This is a genomic window from Martelella sp. K41-7 (assembly GCF_055808365.1).
In genome coordinates, this window is sequence record NZ_CM147867.1 from 4,232,632 (window position 1) to 4,253,526 (window position 20,895).

A 20,895-nucleotide genomic window follows, 5' to 3' on the forward strand; every position below is an offset into this window, starting at 1 on the left:
TCAGTGAGTGTAAGGGGTAAAACCGAGCGCATCGTTATCGCCCGTGGGCTTCAAGGTCAAAGATTATCGTGAAAATCGCAAGCTACAACATTCAGTTCGGTGTCGGTGTAGACGGCAGGTATGATCTGAAACGCATCGCCGCAAGCCTTGATGATGCCGATATCATTGCGCTTCAGGAGGTGACGCGCGGTTTTCCGGGCAATGATGGGCGCGATATGGTTGCCGAAATCGAGGCGCAGTTTCCCGATCATTTCGCAGCCTTTGGTGCCGCAGCCGACATGCATCGCGATTTCTCGCGCCAAGGCGGGCGGATCGTTGAGCGCCGTCTGCAATTCGGCAACATGCTGCTTTCGCGCTATCCTCTGCTATCGCTGCGAAACCTGCCTCTGCCGCGAAGCCGCACACTTGATCGGCTCAATTATCAGCGTTCGGCCCTTGAGGGCGTGGTTGAAACGCCGGTCGGGGCGGTGCGCGTCTATTCCGCCCATCTTGACCATATGAGCGTCGATGAACGTCTGGCACAGATCGGCTTCCTGCGACAACGGCTTGCCGGTTTCACGCTGGAAGGCGCGGCGATGACCGGGGGGCAGGAATATGGCCTGACCGATCCGCCAATGGCCGGGGACTTCATCATGCTCGGTGATTTCAACATGGAGCCGGAAAGCGAAGAACATATCGCGATGACCGGCCGGCTGGAACTCGACGGCAAGCGCAATCTGCGCGCGGGTCAGCCTGTCGATGTCTTCGAGCGCCTTCATGCAAGAACCGGGGAGGCGATTACCTGGACGCATCCGGGCTTTTCCGATGGTGCGGGCAAGTGGGTCGACTATGCCTTCATAAGCCCCGAGCTTGTGCCGTGTCTTCGCGCCGCGCGGGTCGATCGCGGTGCGAACGGCTCCGACCATTTCCCGCTCTGGCTGGAACTTGCCTGAGACCGCCATGGTTTCGCATTGTTCGCGAAGGTGGACATCGCGGCCTCGGCCTTTGCGGCGCGGGTTCCAGAGCCGCCTGCAGGTGAAAACCGGAGCAAGCCCCCTGAATGTCCTTCCTGTTGGTTCGGACGGACGCGAACACACGCTGGACTGGACGTTTGCGCAATTCCGTCACCCTCGGGACAAGCTTGAAAGACCAGCATTGATGATATGAAAAAAGCCGGAGCGCTGGCCCCGGCTTTCTATTCGCTTACGCGGAGATGTTACCACTTTACGCGGAAGCCGACATTGCCGGCGTAGCCGTAGGTGCCGCTTTCGAAACCCATAGAGGCGGAGATTTCGCCGTAGACACCGTAGTCTCTCTCGTTGGCATCCTGCCAGTCATAGGTGCCTCCGAACCCGATCTCGCCCGACCAGCCGCCGAGTTTTGATTCTGCGACATACACCTGCTCGATCGTTGCTTTGGTGGAGCTGTTGAAATCGTAGAAGACATTTGCGATGCCGTAGATATTGCTATGGCGCGAAAGACCCGTCTGTTCGTACCAGTCGTTCTCGCGTTCCAGGGCCATCCCAAGTCTCGCCGTGAGGCTGTTGCCGTAGTTGAATTCAACATCGTCACTGTAGGCGCCCGTGAAGCTTTCAACATTTGTTGATGACCAGGCCAGCTGTGCCTGCGGCGTGAAGATCAGATCGTTGCCGAAGCCGATCTGCTTGCCGGTTTCCATTGAAAGTGCATAGCCGAAGGCTGAGGTGTTATCGATGCCATGCTGCAGATCTTCTGCCTTCAGTTCACTGGAATACCAGGTGGCTTCAGCCTGGCCGTCGGCGTAGAAACCATTGTCGCCATACCAGGTCACCGTTGCGCCGAGCCCCCAGCCCTCAATGTTCATCTTGCTGTTGCCATAGCCCGACTGGAACTTCGCCTCACCTGTCCGGTAGAGGCCTGTCAGACCGCTGATCAGCCGTCCATGCTCGTTATCGATGAACAATCCATCGAGGCCGGACTGCAACCCGAAGCGGGACAGATCGTATTTATAGTCATATGTCACTGACTGCGGATCGACGTGGGTGTAACTGCCAGCCATGCGCGCCCAGAGATTTTGCACGGCGGGCGTATTTTCATTCGACCGCTGATATGGCGTTGGTTCCGTTGGAGCGCCTTTGATGCTGACGGGCGCGGCCATGGGGGCATCATAGGCCCAGTAACGTTTGCCGACCCGCTGGCGCAGCGTCGTCAACTTGTTCATCTCCAGCAGCACCGATTGATAGCCTTCGTACAGCGGAACATATGGCTGGACCTTTGGTGTCGGTGGCGCGGGAGGCCCTGGAGGGATTGGCCCATTCGCAAAGGATGTCAGGTAAAGTCCAGGCGCGTAACCGGCACCGGGATCGCCATTGAGGTCATATTCAAGACTGTAGGCATAGATGCCCGACGCTGTCGTGTTGTTTTTCTCATCTTCAATGATGAATTCATTCTTGTCGACAGCACTTGAGTTGGACATGTCTACGACAAGGATCGAACCAACTGATCCAGACGTACCGACATCGGCGATGTCGATATCGGTGATACCGTCAACCTTGCCGCCGAGTGTCAACACGTCCGATTGAAGGGCACCAAAATCAACATCGATAGCCAGTCTGCCCTTTTTGCTGGTGTAGTCGCCACCGACGATGAAATTGCCGCCAAAGGCGCCATCCTGCATCGACAATGTACCCTGATTGGTGAGGTTGCCGCTCAGATTGAAGCTTTGCCCCAAGCCCGCACCAGCAGTCACGCGAGAGCCGCTGAGCATTGCGAAATCGCCCAGATCATTGGCATTGCCGCCGTCATAACCGTCGAGCGCCATGCCGTCGTCAACAAAGCCGATGGCCACATTCTCGTTGAGCGTGAACTGCTCCCAATTGGTGATGTTGCGCCCGGCCAGATTGGCGTTGTTGGCTGCAAAGGTTACCTGGTCGAAATCTGAGGTAATCGCGCTTTCCGGCGCGCCGCCATCTTCACCGCCGTCCAGAATGGCAGCCGGGAATGAAGGAGATTCGGCGACGGAAATCAGAGCCGTATCATTACCGCCCTGTCCGTAAAATCCACTGTTCAAGGTGCCGCCGGACCAGTTGAATATATCGACACCCTGGTTGGCTGCCGGCGTGCCTGAAGGCGCGAAATCGCCATAGATATCGCCGGTCCATGAACCGCCTGCCAGATTGAATGTCGAGTTTCCGCCACCCATCACCGCCGTGCCGGTCACCGTGCCGGTGGTTGTCAGGGTCATGTTGGTGCCGGCCTGATCGTCCGCATTGTAAAACGCGAGCTGGTTGTTCGATCCGGAAGCATCAATAACCAGATCCTTGCCAAAGATAATATTGGCCTGGGTTGCCGCCTGACCGGCGCCAGCACGTTCGGCAAAGCCGACCGCAGCCTGTGCGCCGCCTGTCGCTGTAATCGTTGCCTCTTCCAGCGACAGGGTTGTAATATTGCCCTGGCTATATGCGCTCACGCCGTAACTGCCCGAACCTGAAACATCAATGGTAGAGTTATAGGCGCTGGGTGCCAGCGTAACGTCCGCCGTACCGGTACCGAGCGCTTCAGCATAAAGGCCATAGCTGTTGCTGCCGGAAACGGAGAGGGCGCCGCTGGTATAGGTGATGCTGGCATTGCCGGCATTGGCTGTGTCCTGATTGGTCACATAAATGCCGTGGGAGCCATCGCCGCTGGTCTGCAAGGACGCGACATCGCCATTGAAGATCGCCGATCCGCCTTGGGAGGCCTCCATGTAAACGCCGTAGGAATCTTGACCCGAAGTGGCGATTTTGGCTCCGTAGGTTTCACCCGAAAAGGCTGCGGTCACATTACCCTTGCCGTAGTTCTTGAGGTAGAAGCCGTTGGAATTGTCGCCCTGGGTGGTAATGTTCGAATTATCCTCCGCTACGGTAATATCTGCTGTGCTGCCTGCAGATTTGATTTCCGCAGCGATACCGTGAGATCCCTGTCCGGTTGTTTTGGCATTTTGGACAGTGGAGTGAAGATTGATGGCGCCGGCAGCAGAAACGGCGTAGGCGCCATGCGCGCCGTCCCCTTCGGTGGAGAGAATGAGTGTCCCATCATCCGTTCGGTTTTGTACCAGCATGTCCACCGAGGCAGAAGCGCCCGTGCTGGCATAAATACCGTGTGCGGCATCACCGACCGTGGAGATGGTGCCCTGAGAATAATAGGTCTCCACATCACCATCAATGGCGGTTGCAGCCAGACCGTAGGAACCGTCGCCCTGGGTTTTTACCGTGCCACCTTGAAGGCCTGCATAGGCCGTACCACCACTATCATAGGATTGTGCGTATATGCCGTGCGCATTCGCGCCGTAGGTCTGAATGGCAAGCGGGTGGGTTTGCTGGCCAACGAAGGCATGGGCCTGGCCGGTGCCTCGGGCAAGAGCAAATACAGCGTGGGAACCCGTTCCCTTGGTCGGATCGGATGCATCACCCGTCGTCACAGACCCGTTGCGGAAGTCGATTTTTGCATCGCCAGCACCGGCCGCGTTGTAGATATACGAACGAACGCCGGAAGCATTGTCTCCTTTGGTAACAATTGTAGCACCACTCATATCAATGCGGGCGTCGCCGTTCCGGGCATTGATTGTGTAAACACCGTGGCTGCCATCGCCCTCGGTCGTTATGGTTCCCCCACCGATCTTCGCATAGGCATCACCGTAGGTGGAATTATAAGCCAAAACGGCGGCGGCCGATTGACCCTTTGTCGTGACCGTTCCGCCATTTAACATGACTAAGGCCGTGCCGGTAACCGATTCGTCATTGCCTTTGATTAAGGAGTGTAGGCCGGCTGCGTAATCTCCCTCGGTGGTGACGCTTCCGGAAAGCATTGCCAAATTGGAGTCCCCGGACCCTTGATTTTGCGAAACCACCGCTGACCCGTCTTGGTCGCGGCCATTGGCAGCTGTGGAGAGCGCGTCGCCAGTCGTCAGAATTGTCATGCCAGACAAGGTGACATCGCTGTTTGACGGACCTGCGGCAGTAGAGTTCACCGCGGCCGAGTTGGCTGCGTGCATTGTGACAGACCCGCCCGTCATGGTGATGGCGCTTGTGTCACCCGCAGAAGAGCGCGGAAAGGTCTGCGCCCTGATGCCTGTCTGTTTCGAGGCTCCGGCACTTGCATTGCCGACGATCGTGCCACCTGAGACGTCGATCACCGACGAGCCAGAACCCTCGTTAAACAGCCAAACACCGAATGACTGATCGCCGTTAAGCTCTATGCTGCCGTCCGACATGCTGAAATCGTAACTGGCATTGGGTGTATTAGTGTAGGAGCCAATAAAGACCCCGCCGCTGCCATCGCCCTGAGAAACCAGTGCTCCGCTGGCAAATGTCGCGCTTATAGAGCCGTCCGTCGTGCCGCTCACTGGTATATTGACCGCCGCCACGTATTTTGAGTCGACATAAAGAGTACTCGGCGGGTTGGTTATTGTCCCGCTTCCCGTATCGATGTTCACGGCGATGCTGGCGTTTGTCGCCGATGTGTTCGGCGTAATCGTGACGCCGTCCGTCACGTTCACGCCATTGCCGAGATTGAGTGTGAGGTCGGTGATATTCGAGTAGGTGATACCGGAACCGTAAGTCCCGCTCGCGCAAGTCACGGTCGGTCCTGTTCCGCACTCGTTATCGGCATGAGCCACGCCAACCGGAACCCCGGCAGCGAGCGCTGCAACGATCATCGCCCGAGCAGAAACGGACGAGGACATGGAGAAATGCCGGTGATTGAGGCGGCGTTCTCTCTCTTGATACTTTAACATTCCGCATCTCCCGAATGTTCAATGAATCTATATTTCAATAAATCTCGTTTATTGGTTAATATCGCGTTAATGAGATTATTTTTACTTTAACTACATTGATCTAAATTAGATTTATCTTAATTTATATTTTGAAATGGTTTTATTTGCAGGGAGGTGACCACCATCCAGGTGCAGCGGCTCAAGATGTCGGGGCTGGCGTCATCAGGCGGCGTCCAGGCTCTTCGCGCCTGAGCCTGTCGTTATTGCTCCAAAGCGCTCGAAGAATCTCAGACCCGTTTGCAACAGTGGGGGAGATTTGAGTGTATGAAAAGGTTGCCTATTCTTTTTTAGCAACTCAAGGTTACATCTGCGAGTGCTGGCTTTTGGAGGTCATGTCCATGCAGGGAGGTTCCAGTCTGATGCAGAAATTTTACCGACCGCAGCCGCCGGCTATTGAGCACGATGCGATGACCGGCCGCTTTTCGGGTGAGGCGCAGCCGGGCACAAATGTGAGATTAACAACCAGTGTTGACGAGGTTGAGCGCATGACGGCCTCAGACGAACAAGGTCGTTGGCGGATCTCAATTGGTGGGCCGCCGACGCCGTATACGCGCTTCTTCATCAGTGTATCTGACCCGGCGAGCGGGGCGGAATCCGAGCAGATTTGTTTCACCTTCGCCGGAAACCAACCAAGACTGGAAAACCTCTATGCCTGCCCGGACGCTGCCTCTGGTGTGAGCCAGCCAGGCGCTGAGATTACAGTCTACGGGCCGGATGGCGCCGTTTTCGGTCGCTGTTTCGTTTTTGACAGACACGGCACATGGGCAATCAAATTCCGCAACAGGGTAGGCGCGCGCGCGCGGATCTGCATCGTCGCAAAATGTATGAACGGCAATTATGCTGTGCCGCAATTCGTAGAGGTACAGCCTTTCGTAGTTGAGGAGTGCGGCATCGATCATGCATGTGGCCACGGAGCGCGGCCTTATGAAAAACTGTCTTTGTTCGACATCGATAACGGCCGGCCGGTCGCCCGGACGACAGCAACCCAGAGCGGATCATGGTCCGTGGTGTTCGAACAGAACCTCCCGGAGGGCGCGCGGGTCCAGATCGCCACGGCTCAGGCGGACGGCCGGAGCGAACCGGGCCCAATTGTAAACATAGCGATCGGCGGTTGCCTCATGCCTGCGATCATCGGCATCGACAAGGCTTTGATCTGGGGCAGGGCGGTGCCCGGCTATACGGTCATGGTCGAGCGCTACAGGAACGGGTTGCTGCAGGAGACATATGAGCCGGTGAAAACGGCGTCGGACACAAGCTGGTATTTGAAATTGCCGGCTCCACCTCAGTCTGGCGATTTGTTTGCGGCAAGAACAGCCGCACTGGTGAAGCGGTCAAAATTCTATAATGCCTTGCCTTTCGGCGAAGTGCGACAGGCGGTCCCGATCATCCGGAAAATCGACGAAAAGGGTGCCAATGGGCTCGCCGAGCCCGGCCAGTTTGTTATTGTCTCGACGCGTAGCGCTGGCGAGCTTTTGGCGGCTGCCTGCGACGAAAGCGGCGCCTGGCGAACCCCCAATCGCTGGAGCGACTATGGCGTGCACGATCCCGCCCGTGAACTTTTCTTCTTCGAGGTGGCCGAAACGCTCGATTCAGGCATCATCGCGAGTACTTCGGATTACGTTGCCTGCTATGGCAGCGCAAGCGCATCGCCCCCCGCTGCTCCAATCATGACCCAGGCCGACGGCAACACTTTTGCAGGCACGGAAGCGACCCTTCAGACCACTCTCTTCATCTACGATCTGAACAATTATGGCGACACGGTCAACTATCCGGCAATTCCTGTCCACGAGGACATGAGCTGGACATCCGATGATGTGTGTATCTTCGATCAGACCGATGATGGTTCAACCAGGATCGCTTTGGCGGACGTGGTTTACGCAATCGCAACAGACAAATCGACGGGTGACCTTGGTCCAACATCGCCGCCTTCGCTGAACTACACGGTCGGCACACCGCCCAAAAAGCTCGACCGTTGCCGCCGGACGTGCTCGATATTACGCGCGGGTGCGTCATTCAGGGTTATACTATACCGCAGTCTTTGGTTGTGATTTACGTTTTGCTCGCGGGCGGGGAGGCGCTTCCCCTGAAGTCTCTGCACTGCAAAACGAATACGTTCAGGTGGCAGGTTTACGGCGACTTCAATCAGCCTTTGCCCCCGGGGTCCTTGATATCCACTTGGGCCTACTTCGATGACGGGGGTCCTTATTACGCCAATGACTCACACACAAACGTTAAAACCGTAGGGTATCCCACCATTCCGGTGCCGGAAATTGTCTCGGTGACAACAGATCAGGTCTCGGTAAAGCTTTCCGATTCGAAGCACTATTATGAGGGGTGGCGGCCGAGTGATGGCATGCGTGTTGTTTCATACTGGCCGGACCCGGACGCCGACCCGGTCACAACGCCTACAACGATATCGGTCCCCTTCACGGACGAAGAAAGCAACTCTCCCATCAAGCTGCCCGTTGGGTCCATGCTCTACCTGACGGCGTGCCGCGTTTCAGATAACTCCATGTCGGAATTTGTCCGTGAGGCGGTTAGTGGCGCCGCTGGCGACGACTAGAGCATCGGGCGTTTAGTTTAAATCGCCCGATGCTCTAGTCGTCCCATAACGCATTGGCCTGCGGGGGCGGGGGCGTTGCAGAGAGTGCCAGCCTGACCCTGGCATTTCGAAGCACGGTGAAAAACGAAACACAGGCTTTCGGGATAAAGGGCCGAGCCGTTTTTGCACATCATGCAATGCAACCTCAGGCTTTTTAGAAAAATACACGCTAAAGATGTTACATTATCGATCCCGTAAGAGCCTGTCTGACGCCGCCGCATTTTTGAATCTATAGTATTGAAAAATATAAATTTTTTGCATTAATTGCAACAATTTTCCCCGCATATGGGACGTGTCTGCGTCATTACAATTAGAGACTAGTAAGCTCAATAAATATACCTCTGATTGTATTTTTAAATGGACAACCAGAGGTATATTCCACTACCCTAAAGAAAGCGCCGGAGATTGAGCCGCCGCTGCGAAATTCCTGCCAACGCCATTCAAACGGAGATGACCCATGAACATGGAAGTCGTGGACAACGCGTCCCTCATGCAAAACACTGCGCGGATTATTCCGCCCGAAGTCAAATTCACTGCGTCACCGGCAACCTTCAGCGGAACCGCGAAGCCAGGCCTGACAATCAAACTGGCCAGCGGGATTGACGGGCAGGCCATCACGGTCACCGTCGGTTCGGACGGTAAATGGAAAATCCCGCTGGGCGAGCAGCCGCACTGGTATACCGTTTTCAGGCTTTGGGCCTCCGATTGCGACACCGGTGCAGAATCCGCCAGGGTGCAGTTCACCTTCGGCGGCAACAACCCGACGCTGGAAGACGTCTATGTCGGCGCGACCACCGCTTTTGGCTTTGCTCCGCAGGGTAGCGAAGTTGCTATCTATGCATCGAGCGGCAAGCTCATTTCCCTGGGCCAGACGTCTGCCGGAAACTTCTGGCACGCCCGTTTCGTCCCCGCCAACAGCCCAAAGCCCGGCGATACGGTTTGCCTCATCGCGAAGCTTCCCAGCGGCAACACGTCGATGCCATACTTCACCAAGGCACATGCATTTTCGGTTGAACGCGCCGGGGTCAGCAAGGCTGAAGGATCCGGCGCGCGGCCCGGTGACATCGTCCAGCTTTTTGACCACGAAAGCGGAGAGCTGATCGAAGGCACTACCGCCAGCGATGACGGCGACTGGAGCATCACGCTCGCCAACGCGCTCCCTTCCGACAGCCTCATCCGGTTTCAGCGTATCCACAAGAATGGAGCCGTGTCCGATGGGCCGGTTGCCGTGAATGCGAGCAGTGACTGCCTGGCACCGGCTGTCAACGGTATCAACTCCGGCTTTATCTGGGGTGCTGGCCTCCCCAATGCCTCGCTCTCGTTGAGCGTCTATAACAGCATGGGAGCCTATCAGCACGGCTATTCCGGAGTACCGGCGGATGCGGACGGCCAGTGGAAACTTACGCTACCCAGTCCCGCCGTCCAGGGCTATTTCTATAAGGTGACGGCATCCTACAACGGATCTACGTCCAGCTTTTATGGTTGCGTCCAATATAAATATGAGCGGTCCACCCCGCCAATGGTCGATCAGATATCGAACCACGCCTTCGCCGGCTGGGCTGATATCGGTCACGCTGTCGTGATCTCCACAGAGGCACTGGGTGTAGTCTACCGCCTAAACGCCGACGATACGGGCCATTTCCAGACGCCCAATCTGAGCACATTGGGTGTCTCTGATGGCGACCTGGTCTTCTTTACGACCCTTGGCTCAACAAACCAGCAGGCCACACATGCCTCGACCTCGTCCTACGAGACAAGGAAAGCGAGCTCAAGTTATATTCAGCCCGACATTCCAATCATGACAACCTATGAACCGACACTCTTCGCAGGCACAGAGTCCGATACGCAGTCGACGATCACTGTCCACGATAGGACCAATGACGACTCCACGGTCAACTTTCCAGCGGTTCCTGTCCAAAGCGACACTAAATGGTCAACGGATCAGACGGGGATCACAATCATCGAACCTTCAGAAATCGGCAATCAGGTCTACGCAATTGCGACGGACAAGTCGAGCGGCGACCTTGGCCCAACCAGAAAATCAAAAGACTACACAGTCGGTGTTCAAAGCGGCGGCACTCATGTTCCTATCCCGCCGGAAATCGAAAATCCCAGCAGCGGCACTTTGATTACCGGTCAGACAATGATCAACACCTATGTCACGGTCAGTTATACATACACGGACTATAATCAATCTCCTCCTCAGCCAGCCGAGGTAGACTTAGGCACAGTGGGGGCCACCGGAACAGACTGGGCAATCAAGTCCGGTCCCGTTCCCAACGGAGGTGTTGTTAAGGCGACAGCTCAGTTTGTCGACAAATCAGAAATGTCGGATCCCTACTACCGCAAAATTGGTGTAACCAACATTGGCTCGCCCGCTCTGACCTCTGTAGGAACAACCTACTGCAAAGGTAAGGCGGCGGTACAGGGCCAAAGAATACTCGCCTGGCGGATCAGCGACGGCACAAAGATGGTCGACTATCAATGCGCAGACAATCAAGTATTTTTCACAGCGCAGTATGTGAACGGCCTGACGTTGGAAACCGGTGACCTCTTGAACCTCGTCTCAAGCTATACGCCCGATAACGGCAGTATGACGCCGTTTGTTCGCAGAGAAGAAGGTTATGGCGTCTGACAGAGCGGTGAGACGTTGACGGCAGCAGACTTATGCCACCGTTGCAGCCCTCAGGACAGCCGGCAAGCAATTGCCGGCTGTCATCCGCGACGGTCTTGCTTCGAGAGGCAGAAAAACACATCAGAATACACGTTAAGCGTGTTTCATGCGGCTTGCCTGTTCCACGCGACCAGCAGTTTCGACGACCAGCGCCCATTCCAATCACGAGCTGTATTCGCCTATTCGGCAGCGCTTCAAGCCATTGGCAGAACAGCTCCGGACCAACCACAATGATGGAGAACGACATGTCTAAGGAGAACGGGGACCAGACGTCCTCCAAACCGAACAGCCAGCGACCCTTGCCCCCTGGAATCAAATTAGAAATCACCAAAGGAACCTTGTATGGGACTGCCGAGGCCGGACAGATTGTCAAGATGACGAACAGTGTCAGCGAGCAGGTCAGAAAATGCTATGTCAGCGACGAGGGTAAATGGCTTATTCCCGGCTACGAGCAGCCGCGATGGTACACCAATTACCGGGTCTGGGTTTGCGACCCCGTGACGGGCGCCGAATCGGACAAAATCAGCTTTACATATTCCGGCAGAAGTCCACGGCTAACAGATCTCTATGTCAGCAAAACGACGGCTTTCGGTTTCGGGCCGGCAGGCACGGAAATCACGGTTTACGGCCCGGCTGGCCAACTGCTTGGAAAGGCCTTCATTTTCGGCATGGAAGGCCCGTGGTCGGTGAATTTCAGTGAAACGCTCAATGCCGGAGAAAAAATCTGCATTACGGCGAAATTTCCGAACGGCAATCACACCATGCCGATCTTCGGAAACGCCCAGACCTTTTCGGTCGACACGCGCAATATCGACAGGGTTGCCGGCTCGGGTGCCGGTGCCGGGGAACGAATCCTGTTGCTCGACGCAGCAAGTCAGAACCTCATTGCAGAGGCCAAGGCAGACGAGCACGGCACATGGTCGAAGTCATTCAGCAAACCGCTCGAGGCTGGCACCCGCATCGACATTATGCGTGCAGACGAGCGTGGCGCGGCAACCGCGGGGCCAACATTTGCAGTGACCACCGAAAATTGTTTTTCGCCGGTCATCGAAATGGCCTTCGGTACCTATGTGGGCGGCAGGGCCAACCCGGGACAGCAGGTCAACTATATCCATCTGCGCTATGGTCAGCAGATTGCGGCAGGTAACGCTATCGCAGACCAGTCAGCATCCTGGGCGGCTGAGGGCCTCGACCTGCGACGCGGCGACTGTATCATCGCGACCAGTTCGATCGACAACGGCAAAAGAACTTCGCCGCTCTACAGTTCGGTGATCGTCGGTGAGGCCCGGCCGGGCATGCCTGAAGTCATGGAAGCGCGTGCAGATGGAGCCAGAGGGTTTGCAAATCCGGGTGACTATGTTGTTGCGTCCTGTGTCGATCGCGGCGTGATTGCCTGGGTCAAGACCGCGCCCGACGCGGACTGGGCGCTGGATTGGTTACCACTGCCGCCCTGGAGCGATAAAACCATGCTTGTCCAGTTTACGGCCTATTCATCGCTGACCGGTGCGGGCATCAATACACCCTCGTCCTGCTCGGCCTTCCGCTATGCAGACAAAGATTCTAGCCAACCACCGAAGCCTACAATTGAGGGTTACGAAAACTCGGTTTTCAATGGCACAGAAGCGATGGACAATACGACGATCGTCGTATGGAATCGCAGCGATAACGACAATGCGGTCGGTCTTCCGAGCCAGAAAGTCGCCAATTCCAGATGGACGGTTACGGCATTCGACCCGCCAGCCTCCGGAGAGGTCTGTTACGCTGTTGCCACTGAAACAGATGAGGACAGCAACCCTGGAGCGACTTCGCTGCGCTCGGAATATTACACGGTTCCCTAAGGCGTTCTGTTCAGCGGCAAGTAACGACCGCGAAATGACAACATGCGGGCAGGAACGTGCGTTCCTGCCCGCACTTTGCTTTTGCCGAACATTTCCCGCCTGGATTTTGCGGGAGCAGGCCGGGATCCGTGACATTCTCATTCCAGGTGCGCTGGCTAGGTCCACTTTTGCAATGCGCCGGACACAGGCCTTCTCGGCGCGTGACTAACGCCTTTTGCGCTGCACCATGCAGGCGTTGCCGCCGTTTCTCTGCCTGGCGTTTGCTTGCAAAGCTGGCGAGCACGCAATTGGCCGCTTCCGACCTCGCAAGACAGAACACAGAGCGGAAAACAGCACTGTTTGGGCCAGAATACGAGATTTTCCGAACGGACTTGCATCGTTCAATCCGCAATCGGAAACGCGCACGTAACGTCCTCGAAAATTGTACAACCATCTGAAATAATGTGATTTTTTATTGTCATAAGTGTCCGCGAGGGAGCGTGAATCCATGTTTGTCGCCTGCGCTCAGTATACACCATTCACTGCGACATGTAACTATAGGTTGCAAAAAATATATAGACAACCGAAGGTATTGTGGATTAGGTTTTATCAGGCGCCGGACATGAAGCCGCTGCCGCAAAGACACCAGATCAAAGTCATTTTACGGAGAAGGACCATGTCTATTGAGACAGGGAACCCTGTGGTTCCCACATCCATTACCGAGCGTCCGCTACCGCCCGCAGTGAAGTTCAACGCGGCCACCGGAACGTTCACCGGCAAGGCCGAAGCAGCAAAAACCGTTCGGCTGACCAGCAGCGTCGATCAGCGCATGCACACCGCCACCGCCGATGCCAATGGCGACTGGACGATTGCACTCGGCAAGTCCCCGCGTTGGTACACAACATTTGAAATATGGGTTTGCAGCCCCGAAGCGGCGGCAAGTTCCGAGAGAGTCAAATTCACCTTTGGCGGCAGCAATCCGCGGCTTTCCGATGTTTATGCAAGCGAGACACTTGCTTTTGGTTGCAGCAAGGCCGGCACCAAGGTCGTCGTTATTGGTCCCAGAGGTCAGGTTCTCGGGCGTGGCATCGCTTTGGGTAAGCATGGCGTATGGTCGGTTCACTTTCGGGAGAGCCTGAGCGCCGGTGACAGGGTCTGCGTTCTGGCGGAATCGTTCAGCGGAAACACCTCCATGCCGTTCTTCACCAAAGCAGAGGCGTTTTCCGTCAATGACCGCAATATCGGCCACATTGCAGGATCCGGCGCAATGCCGGGAGATCAGGTCCAGCTGTATGATACTGCAGCCGATCAGGTGATCGCTTCCACCATCGCGACCGAAGCCGGAGCGTGGGAGGTCTCGTTCTGCGATCCGATTGAGACCGGCACCCGCATCGGCGTCGAGCGCGTCCATCTGAACGGGACGACTTCCAATGGCCCCGTATTCGTCGCGACGGCAAACGACTGCCTTGCCCCGGCAATCACGTCGTTTTCGGGCACGCAGATCGGCGGCATGGCAGACCCCAGCCTGCTGGTAACCTACACACAGCTTCGCAACGGCCAGTCCATCCACAGCGACACGGTAAGCCCGCGTACGAGTGGCTTCTGGTCGAGCGACGATGCCACCAATTACTATCCTTTCGACTTCCAGTCCGGGGACATTCTCTGTGCTATCACAAAGAGCCCGGACGGCACCCAGCAATCTCTCGTGTCGTCAAACGTTACGGTCGATAGTCCCAGGCCGGGCACGGCGCTGGTTACTGACATTGACGAGAATGGAGCGAAGGGATGGGCGGAACCGCACAAATTCATTGTTGCCTCGACAGCTGAGGACGGTGTGGTCTGCGTGGCCGAATCCGGTTTTCTTGGCCATTGGTCGCTTGACTGGACAAGCTATGTCGGCGCACTCCCGTCGACGGCAATCGTGGTTTTCGAAGTTTTCGATTCGCTGGTGCAAAACGACTTGGCAGCAAGCTCCTGCTTGAGCGCGCGCTATGCCGATATACTGGCAACCAAGCCAGCCGCGCCTGTGATCGAAAAATACATCCCGGCCGAAATCGGTGGAACGGAAGCGACGAACAATACAGCTGTGGTCGTCCATGACATTACGAAACAGCAGGATGTCAACCCCGCTGGTGCGACCGTTACTGCGAACAGCTGGGATGTTAAGCCCACAGGCAGCGAGAAGCCGGACAATGGCGATGAAATCTACGCTGTCGCATGGACCGTGAATAACGGTAGATTCGGGGTCAACAGCGATCAATCCACCCCGAAAAAGGTTGACGCTCTCGTACCGCCTGCACCGACGATCACAAAACGCTTTCCGGCCGATATCGCGGGCGGCGAGAATCTGCCCCAGCAATCCGACCAGATGGTCACCACCATCTATATTGCCAAGGAAAGCGATATGGCCCGCACGCCGGTCGGCAATAGTGGTCATCTGACCGGCATGACCTGGGAAATCAACCCGGTCACCCCGCCACGGACCCCCGGCGAACTAATGGTTGCATGGGCGCAGACCGATGCAGGCGCAAAGTCGTTGGAGACAACGTTCACCATCGTTTCCGCCGACAAGCCGATTCCACCATCCATCGGCAACTGGAGCGATCCCAACGTCCAGGGCAGCGGCTGGTCCGGCACGACAGTGGAACTGTTCCTGAATGACCAGTCGATGGGTACCAATGTGGTCAATGCGAGCCGGTCATGGACCGTCAATGTCGGAACAACGCCGGCCACAGGCGATCATCTGAAAGCGGTCGCCACCAACGTCGACGGCACCTCGGATCCGTATACCATTACTGTCGGAAGCCCTCGGGCGCAATTGGTCATGGACGATACCGCGATCACGACAGCCAGCGCCGGTGGAACCGTCGATACGGACAACCAGATGATCCTTGCCTGGCGTCAGTCCGATGGTCTGTTGGTCGTCCAGTATCCAGTGGGCACCGCCGGAGCGTTCACCGCTACATATCTGAGCGGATCGAATATCCAGAGTGGCGATCTGCTGATGTTCACATCGCAGACCAATGACGGCGACCCCGAGGCGATGATGTCCACCTATCAGGGCCAGCAAGTAACCTAACGAAACTGCATCCATCGCAATAAAAAGACAACCGGCACACCATTGCCGGTTGTTTACACAAGCCAGGCGACGCTGCTGCAACGGCGCTGGGTCAAGCCACGTTAACGGAGACGGACCATGTTGATTGAGACAGGGAACCCGGTGGTTCCCGCATCCTGTGCCGCGCGGCCCTTGCCGCCCGCATTCACCTTCAGTGCTGCTGCGGCTACCTTTTTGGGCACGGCAGAACCCGGACAGACGATCAGGCTTACCGGCAGCGCCGATCAGCAGATGCTGATCACCACCGCGGATGCCGGCGGTCACTGGAAGATCACGCTTCACGAAACGCCGCGGCTCTACACCCGCTTCGAAATCCTGGCGTTGAACCCGGATACAGGGGTCAGTTCCGCCGCGGTCAGGTTCATCTTCGGCGGCACCAGCCCGAAATTCTCGGGTCTCTATGCCAGCCGAACCCTTGCCTTCGGGCACGGCAGGCCCGGCGAGAAAGTCACCGTTTATGGCCCGAAAGGTCAGGTTCTCGGCCAGTCCTTCGTCTTCACCCGGCTCGGTATCTGGACTGTCAAATTCCAGGAGAGCGTTACGGCCGGGGACAGGCTCTGCGTGCTGGCCGAAGCGTCTGATGGCAGCACATCGATGCCGTTCTTCGTCAAGGCCGTGGCCTTTTCGGTCGATAGCCGGAATGTCGGCCGCATTGCCGGTTCCGGTGCTGAACCGGGCGACCGCATCCAGCTGTTCGATACAATGGCGGGGCAGGCGATTGCCACGACCATTGCCAGCGATGCCGGTGGGTGGGCCGTATCGTTTCATCAACCGCTTGAGACGGGCAAGCGCATCGCAGTGCAGCGCACGCATCTCGACGGAGCGACATCACAAGGCCCGGTCTTCACGGCCATCAAGAATGACTGTCTGGCGCCGGTGATCAACACCTGTTCGGGCAATCAGCTGGGCGGCATGGCAGAGCCCGGCCTGCAGGTCAGCTATGCGCAATATCGCAACAGCCAGATGATCCGAAACGGTTCTGTGGGCGTGGAAGCAAGCGGCCTGTGGACCAGCAGTGACGCCAATGTCTACCAGCCCTTCGACTTCCAGACCGGTGATGTTCTCGTTGCCAAAACGGAAAACAGCGAAGGCACGCAGGTATCGCTGATCCCCTCCTGCGTCACGATCGGCGGCAACCGGCCCGGTGCTCCGTTGGTGATGCACATCGATCAGAACGGCGCCTGGGGTTATGCCGAGCGGCTGAAGAATGTGATCATCTCGACCGAAGACGAGGGGCTGATCTGGGTCGCAAGAAGTGGCTGGGACGGCTATTGGTCAGCAGACTGGACGCCGGCCGTCGGCACGTTGCCAACCACAACACGTGTGCTCTTCGAAGTGCTCGATTCATGGCGGCTGACAAACGACGCACAGACATCCATCCCCGCCATCCGATATGCCGACGCCGCTGCAAGTGTGCCCGAAATCCCGGTGATCGACACCTATATCCCTTCAGATATCGCCGGGATTGAGACTACGCCGGGGACTGCTGTGGTCGTCCACAACCGCAACAATGAAGATCAGGCGATCAATCCGGGTGGGGCACCGGTCACCGCCGGACGTTGGGAGGTCAAACCAACAGGCAGCGATGTCCCGAAAGACGGAGATGAAGTCTATGCCGTGGCCTGGACGCTGGAGAACGGTCATTTCGGCGTGAATTCAGGTCAATCTCCGGACGTTCAAATCAGCGCTTTTGTGCCCCCTGAGCCAGTTGTAACGAGAGCGTTTCCAGATGATGTCAAAGGCACTGAGCAGATTACCGATCCAGCGGACCAGGCAATGACCCGGATATTGATCAGCCCGAAGGCGGACGCAAACCGAACGCCGGTCGGCATCAGTCCGCACCTTTCCAGCCTGGACTGGGAGATTACGCCGGATTTCACCTTGACCGTTGGCGAGGCAATGGTTGCATGGGCACAAACCGATGCCGGTGCGAAATCGCCGGAAGCCGACTTCATCATTGAGGCGGCAGCAAAGCCTCAACCGCCGGTCATCGGGGATTACATATCAGCGAATGTAAATGGAAGCGGCACATACGCGACGACAGTCAGCCTGTCTTTGAATGAGCAGGTCATGGGAACGAGCGTTGTTCAATCGGATCTTGTCTGGACCGTCAATACCGGCAAAGCACCTGTGGCCGGTGACAAGCTCAAGGCCATCGCGACCGACAGCAGCGGCAACAGTTCCGACCCATTCTACATCATTGCCGGCCAGGCTCCGACCACGTTGACCGTTGATGCCGTCACCATGACTGCGGTTACAGCGTCTGTGACGACCGACAATCAAAGGTTGCTTGCCTGGCGCCAGTCCGACGGGATGAAAGTCCTCGACGGGCTGATGAATGGCCCAGGACGCTCCACCGTTTCGTACCTGGCCGGTGCGCGCGTTGAGGCAGACGATGTGGTCAGCATCAGCGCACAGGATACAGCTAGCTCGCCAACCGAGGGAACGATGACACATTTCGATGGCAAGCCTGTCGGCTATGTAGCGTAACCGGCCGCCAAATCCGAACGGCGCGACCACCGCCGACCGAAGATACGATCCAGCCTGACCTACAGGCCGAGCTATGCCATCGATTACCAGTTAAAGTTGCATTTCAGAATTTTTGTTCCCTGAGGTTTTGTCTCACGGAGCAAAGCAGCCAGTCCAAACCAGCTTTACGGAGAAAACCATGACACAGACAATCAACAGAGAAACCGGCCTGCTTCCGCCTGAAATCGAATTCGACGCGGAAAGCGGAAGCTTCAGCGGCTTTGCTCCCCCGGAAAGTCCGTACGACTGACCAGCAGCGCCGACCAGCAAATGTGCTCGACGATGAGCGCCGAGGACGGTCGCTGGCATATCGAACTCGGACATGTGCCGCGGCTGTATACCATCTTTGAAATCTGGGCCTGCGACCAGCAAAACGGCACATCGTCGCCAAAGGTGCAGTTCATCTACGGCGGTAGTCAACCGAAGCTTTCCGATGTTTATGCCAGCAAAACCGTCGCTTTCGGCGAAATCAAAGGTGGGAATGAAATCAGCGTCTATGGCCCGGACGGCATGCTTCTCGGACGTGACTTCACCATTGGCGCCCGCGGCACGTGGACAGTGAAGTTCCCCATGCCGGTCGAAGCTGGCGACAAGATTTGCGTTATTGCCAGACGTCTCACCGGTGCAACATCCTTGCCGCTTTTCATTACGGCAAAGACCTTTTCTGTGGACGACCGCAATGTCGCTCACGTCGCCGGCTCCGGTGCCAGGCCGAGAGAGAAAGTCCAGCTCTTCGACCGCTCGACATCAGAGTTGATAGCAGAGACATGTGCGACCGACGCAGGAACCTGGTCGGTTTCCTTCTGCAAGTTACTTGAAAGCGGCATGTCGGTCCGCATTCGCCGTCTCGACCCGTCCGGGAGTACCGCGCAAGGACCGGTTTTCACAATGACGACCAAACGAAGCCTGCTGCCTGTCATCCAATATTGCGGTTTGTCAGAACTTTCAGGCATTGCCGCCAGCGGGTTGACCGTCTCTTGCGACCAGTATCGCGACGGCATCAGGATAGCGAGCCACCAGGTGAAAGCGGACAGCAGCAACCAATGGAGAACCGGAAACGAATTCATCCATTTCAAGGCGGGTGATAACTTGGTTGCAACGACGAACTCGATCGATGAGACGGCTTACTCGCTCGTCTATTCGGCAGTGACCATTGGGGAGGACCGGCCGAACGCTCCTGTGGTTTTATCGATCGACCAGAACGGGGCCTCGGGAACCGGGGAGCCCGGGAACTTTATCGTGGCATCCACGGCAGAGGTTGGCGTCTTCCGAGATCCAGACGATCGCCGACGACAACACCTGGACCATCGACTGGATCAGCATCCTCGGCACGTTGCCGAAATCGACTATCGTCTATTTCGTGCAGTTTGTCTCCGTCGAATCTGGCTCCTACTCGCCGACCTCGGCTTATGTCGGGCGTTATGCTGATGCCAATGGCGCTGTGCCGGACGCACCGGTTATTGATGGCCAGGATGCTGTCGGTGCGTTCAATGGCATTGAAGAGACAGAGAACACAACGGTTCAGATCTACAACCTGATGCACCAGAGTATGGCGATTGCGAATATCCCTGCATTGGTCCAACCTGATCACTCCTGGGTCCTGGCCCCGGACTACCCGCCGCAAACCGGCGACGAAGTCTGGGCCGAAGCCACCGCAATCGGTGCCGATGGCCCCGGGCCGACCTCACCAAAATCGGCCTACTATACGGTCCGGCCCGAACCGCAGGTTGGCGTGCCGTGCCCACCGGAAATCCAGTATGCGAAATATCCTTATTCGTTTGGCATGGCACAGCTGGATACTTGGGTCACGCTGACCGTGACACTGCCGGATGAGTCTCCCCAGACGGTTGGTCCGATCGCCACAGAGCCCGATAATTCCTGGTTCTTCGACCTGTCGGAAGACTTTGGCGGCAGCTTCCCGTCCGGAACGAAATTTTCCGCGACTGCGGCATATGGTGTCTCGGACGCGCCGTCTGACCCATACGTCAAGGTAACGGGTATAACCACAATCGGCGAGCTCACCGTCGAAACCGTGTCACATACAGACGTGACCGGAACAGCGCCTGTGAAAAACATGGTCGTCAAGGGGTGGCGCGGAAGCGACGGTAAGTTGCTTGTAGACTATAATATGCCAGGTGACGGCACCAGTTTCGTGGCGCCTTATCTGGACGGAATGACCCTGCCGGACGGTGATCTTCTTTGGCTCGTTTGCGCATATGCAGGCAATGAATCCATGACACCCTTCAACCGCAAGCAGGAGGGCTATGTCGCGTCCGATATTTGATCGTCGCAATTGGCCGGCGGCAGAATGCATTGCCGCCGGCCCATCACGTAATTTGCAGAGCTTTCGAAGCTGAGCGGGCCGAGGAGGCCAAGCAGGTAAGG

General features: G+C 56.8%; 10 protein-coding genes. 9 read left to right on the forward strand and 1 reads right to left on the reverse strand.

What is annotated here, in order from left to right; translation table 11 throughout:
• The first annotated feature begins 68 nt into the window (after positions 1–68).
• Complete coding sequence (locus AC0L7L_RS20090; RefSeq protein WP_473510990.1) at positions 69–932, forward strand: endonuclease/exonuclease/phosphatase family protein; 864 nt, start codon at positions 69–71, stop codon at positions 930–932.
• Between the two features lie 263 nt (positions 933–1,195).
• Here the strand turns inward: AC0L7L_RS20090 and AC0L7L_RS20095 are convergent, their stop codons facing one another.
• A complete protein-coding gene (locus tag AC0L7L_RS20095) occupies positions 1,196–5,731 on the reverse strand; it encodes an autotransporter outer membrane beta-barrel domain-containing protein (protein ID WP_473510992.1) in 4,536 nt (1,511 codons plus the stop codon).
• A 398-nt stretch (positions 5,732–6,129) separates the two neighbouring features.
• On the opposite strand from AC0L7L_RS20095, the gene AC0L7L_RS20100 reads away from it, so the two are divergent.
• The 8 genes from AC0L7L_RS20100 (at position 6,130) to AC0L7L_RS20135 (ending at position 20,794) form a co-directional block, all read left to right on the forward strand.
• On the forward strand, positions 6,130–7,818 hold the full coding sequence (locus tag AC0L7L_RS20100) for a hypothetical protein (RefSeq protein WP_473510994.1): 1,689 nt from the start codon (positions 6,130–6,132) through the stop codon (positions 7,816–7,818).
• Positions 7,819–8,048: 230 nt separating this feature from the next.
• Entirely contained in the window at positions 8,049–8,333 is a 285-nt protein-coding gene (locus AC0L7L_RS20105) for a hypothetical protein (protein ID WP_272213931.1), read from the forward strand.
• Positions 8,334–8,829: 496 nt separating this feature from the next.
• The gene (locus AC0L7L_RS20110) at positions 8,830–11,007 is read left to right on the forward strand and encodes a hypothetical protein (RefSeq protein ID WP_272213932.1); all 2,178 of its coding nucleotides are present in this window, start codon (positions 8,830–8,832) and stop codon (positions 11,005–11,007) included.
• Between the two features lie 413 nt (positions 11,008–11,420).
• On the forward strand, positions 11,421–12,884 hold the full coding sequence (locus AC0L7L_RS20115; protein WP_473510996.1) for a hypothetical protein: 1,464 nt from the start codon (positions 11,421–11,423) through the stop codon (positions 12,882–12,884).
• A 655-nt stretch (positions 12,885–13,539) separates the two neighbouring features.
• Positions 13,540–15,942: a hypothetical protein gene (locus tag AC0L7L_RS20120; RefSeq protein ID WP_473510998.1), complete on the forward strand. Its 2,403-nt coding sequence runs from the start codon at positions 13,540–13,542 to the stop codon at positions 15,940–15,942.
• 117 nt (positions 15,943–16,059) lie between these two features.
• Positions 16,060–18,471: an Ig-like domain-containing protein gene (locus AC0L7L_RS20125; RefSeq protein WP_473511000.1), complete on the forward strand. Its 2,412-nt coding sequence runs from the start codon at positions 16,060–16,062 to the stop codon at positions 18,469–18,471.
• Between the two features lie 321 nt (positions 18,472–18,792).
• A complete protein-coding gene (locus tag AC0L7L_RS20130; RefSeq protein ID WP_473511002.1) occupies positions 18,793–19,938 on the forward strand; it encodes a hypothetical protein in 1,146 nt (381 codons plus the stop codon).
• The gene (locus AC0L7L_RS20135; RefSeq protein ID WP_473511004.1) at positions 19,844–20,794 is read left to right on the forward strand and encodes a hypothetical protein; all 951 of its coding nucleotides are present in this window, start codon (positions 19,844–19,846) and stop codon (positions 20,792–20,794) included. Before AC0L7L_RS20130 ends, AC0L7L_RS20135 begins: the two co-directional genes overlap by 95 nt.
• Positions 20,795–20,895: the final 101 nt, after the last annotated feature.

Excerpts from the sequence above, each read along its gene's own strand:
- AC0L7L_RS20095 (WP_473510992.1), bottom strand. The coding sequence starts at position 5,731 with ATGTTAAAGTATCAAGAGAGAGAACGCCGCCTCAATCACCGGCATTTC.
- AC0L7L_RS20100 (WP_473510994.1), top strand. The coding sequence starts at position 6,130 with ATGCAGAAATTTTACCGACCGCAGCCGCCGGCTATTGAGCACGATGCG.
- AC0L7L_RS20110 (WP_272213932.1), top strand. The coding sequence starts at position 8,830 with ATGAACATGGAAGTCGTGGACAACGCGTCCCTCATGCAAAACACTGCG.
- AC0L7L_RS20115 (WP_473510996.1), top strand. The coding sequence starts at position 11,421 with ATGACGAACAGTGTCAGCGAGCAGGTCAGAAAATGCTATGTCAGCGAC.
- AC0L7L_RS20120 (WP_473510998.1), top strand. The coding sequence starts at position 13,540 with ATGTCTATTGAGACAGGGAACCCTGTGGTTCCCACATCCATTACCGAG.
- AC0L7L_RS20125 (WP_473511000.1), top strand. The coding sequence starts at position 16,060 with ATGTTGATTGAGACAGGGAACCCGGTGGTTCCCGCATCCTGTGCCGCG.
- AC0L7L_RS20130 (WP_473511002.1), top strand. The coding sequence starts at position 18,793 with ATGAGCGCCGAGGACGGTCGCTGGCATATCGAACTCGGACATGTGCCG.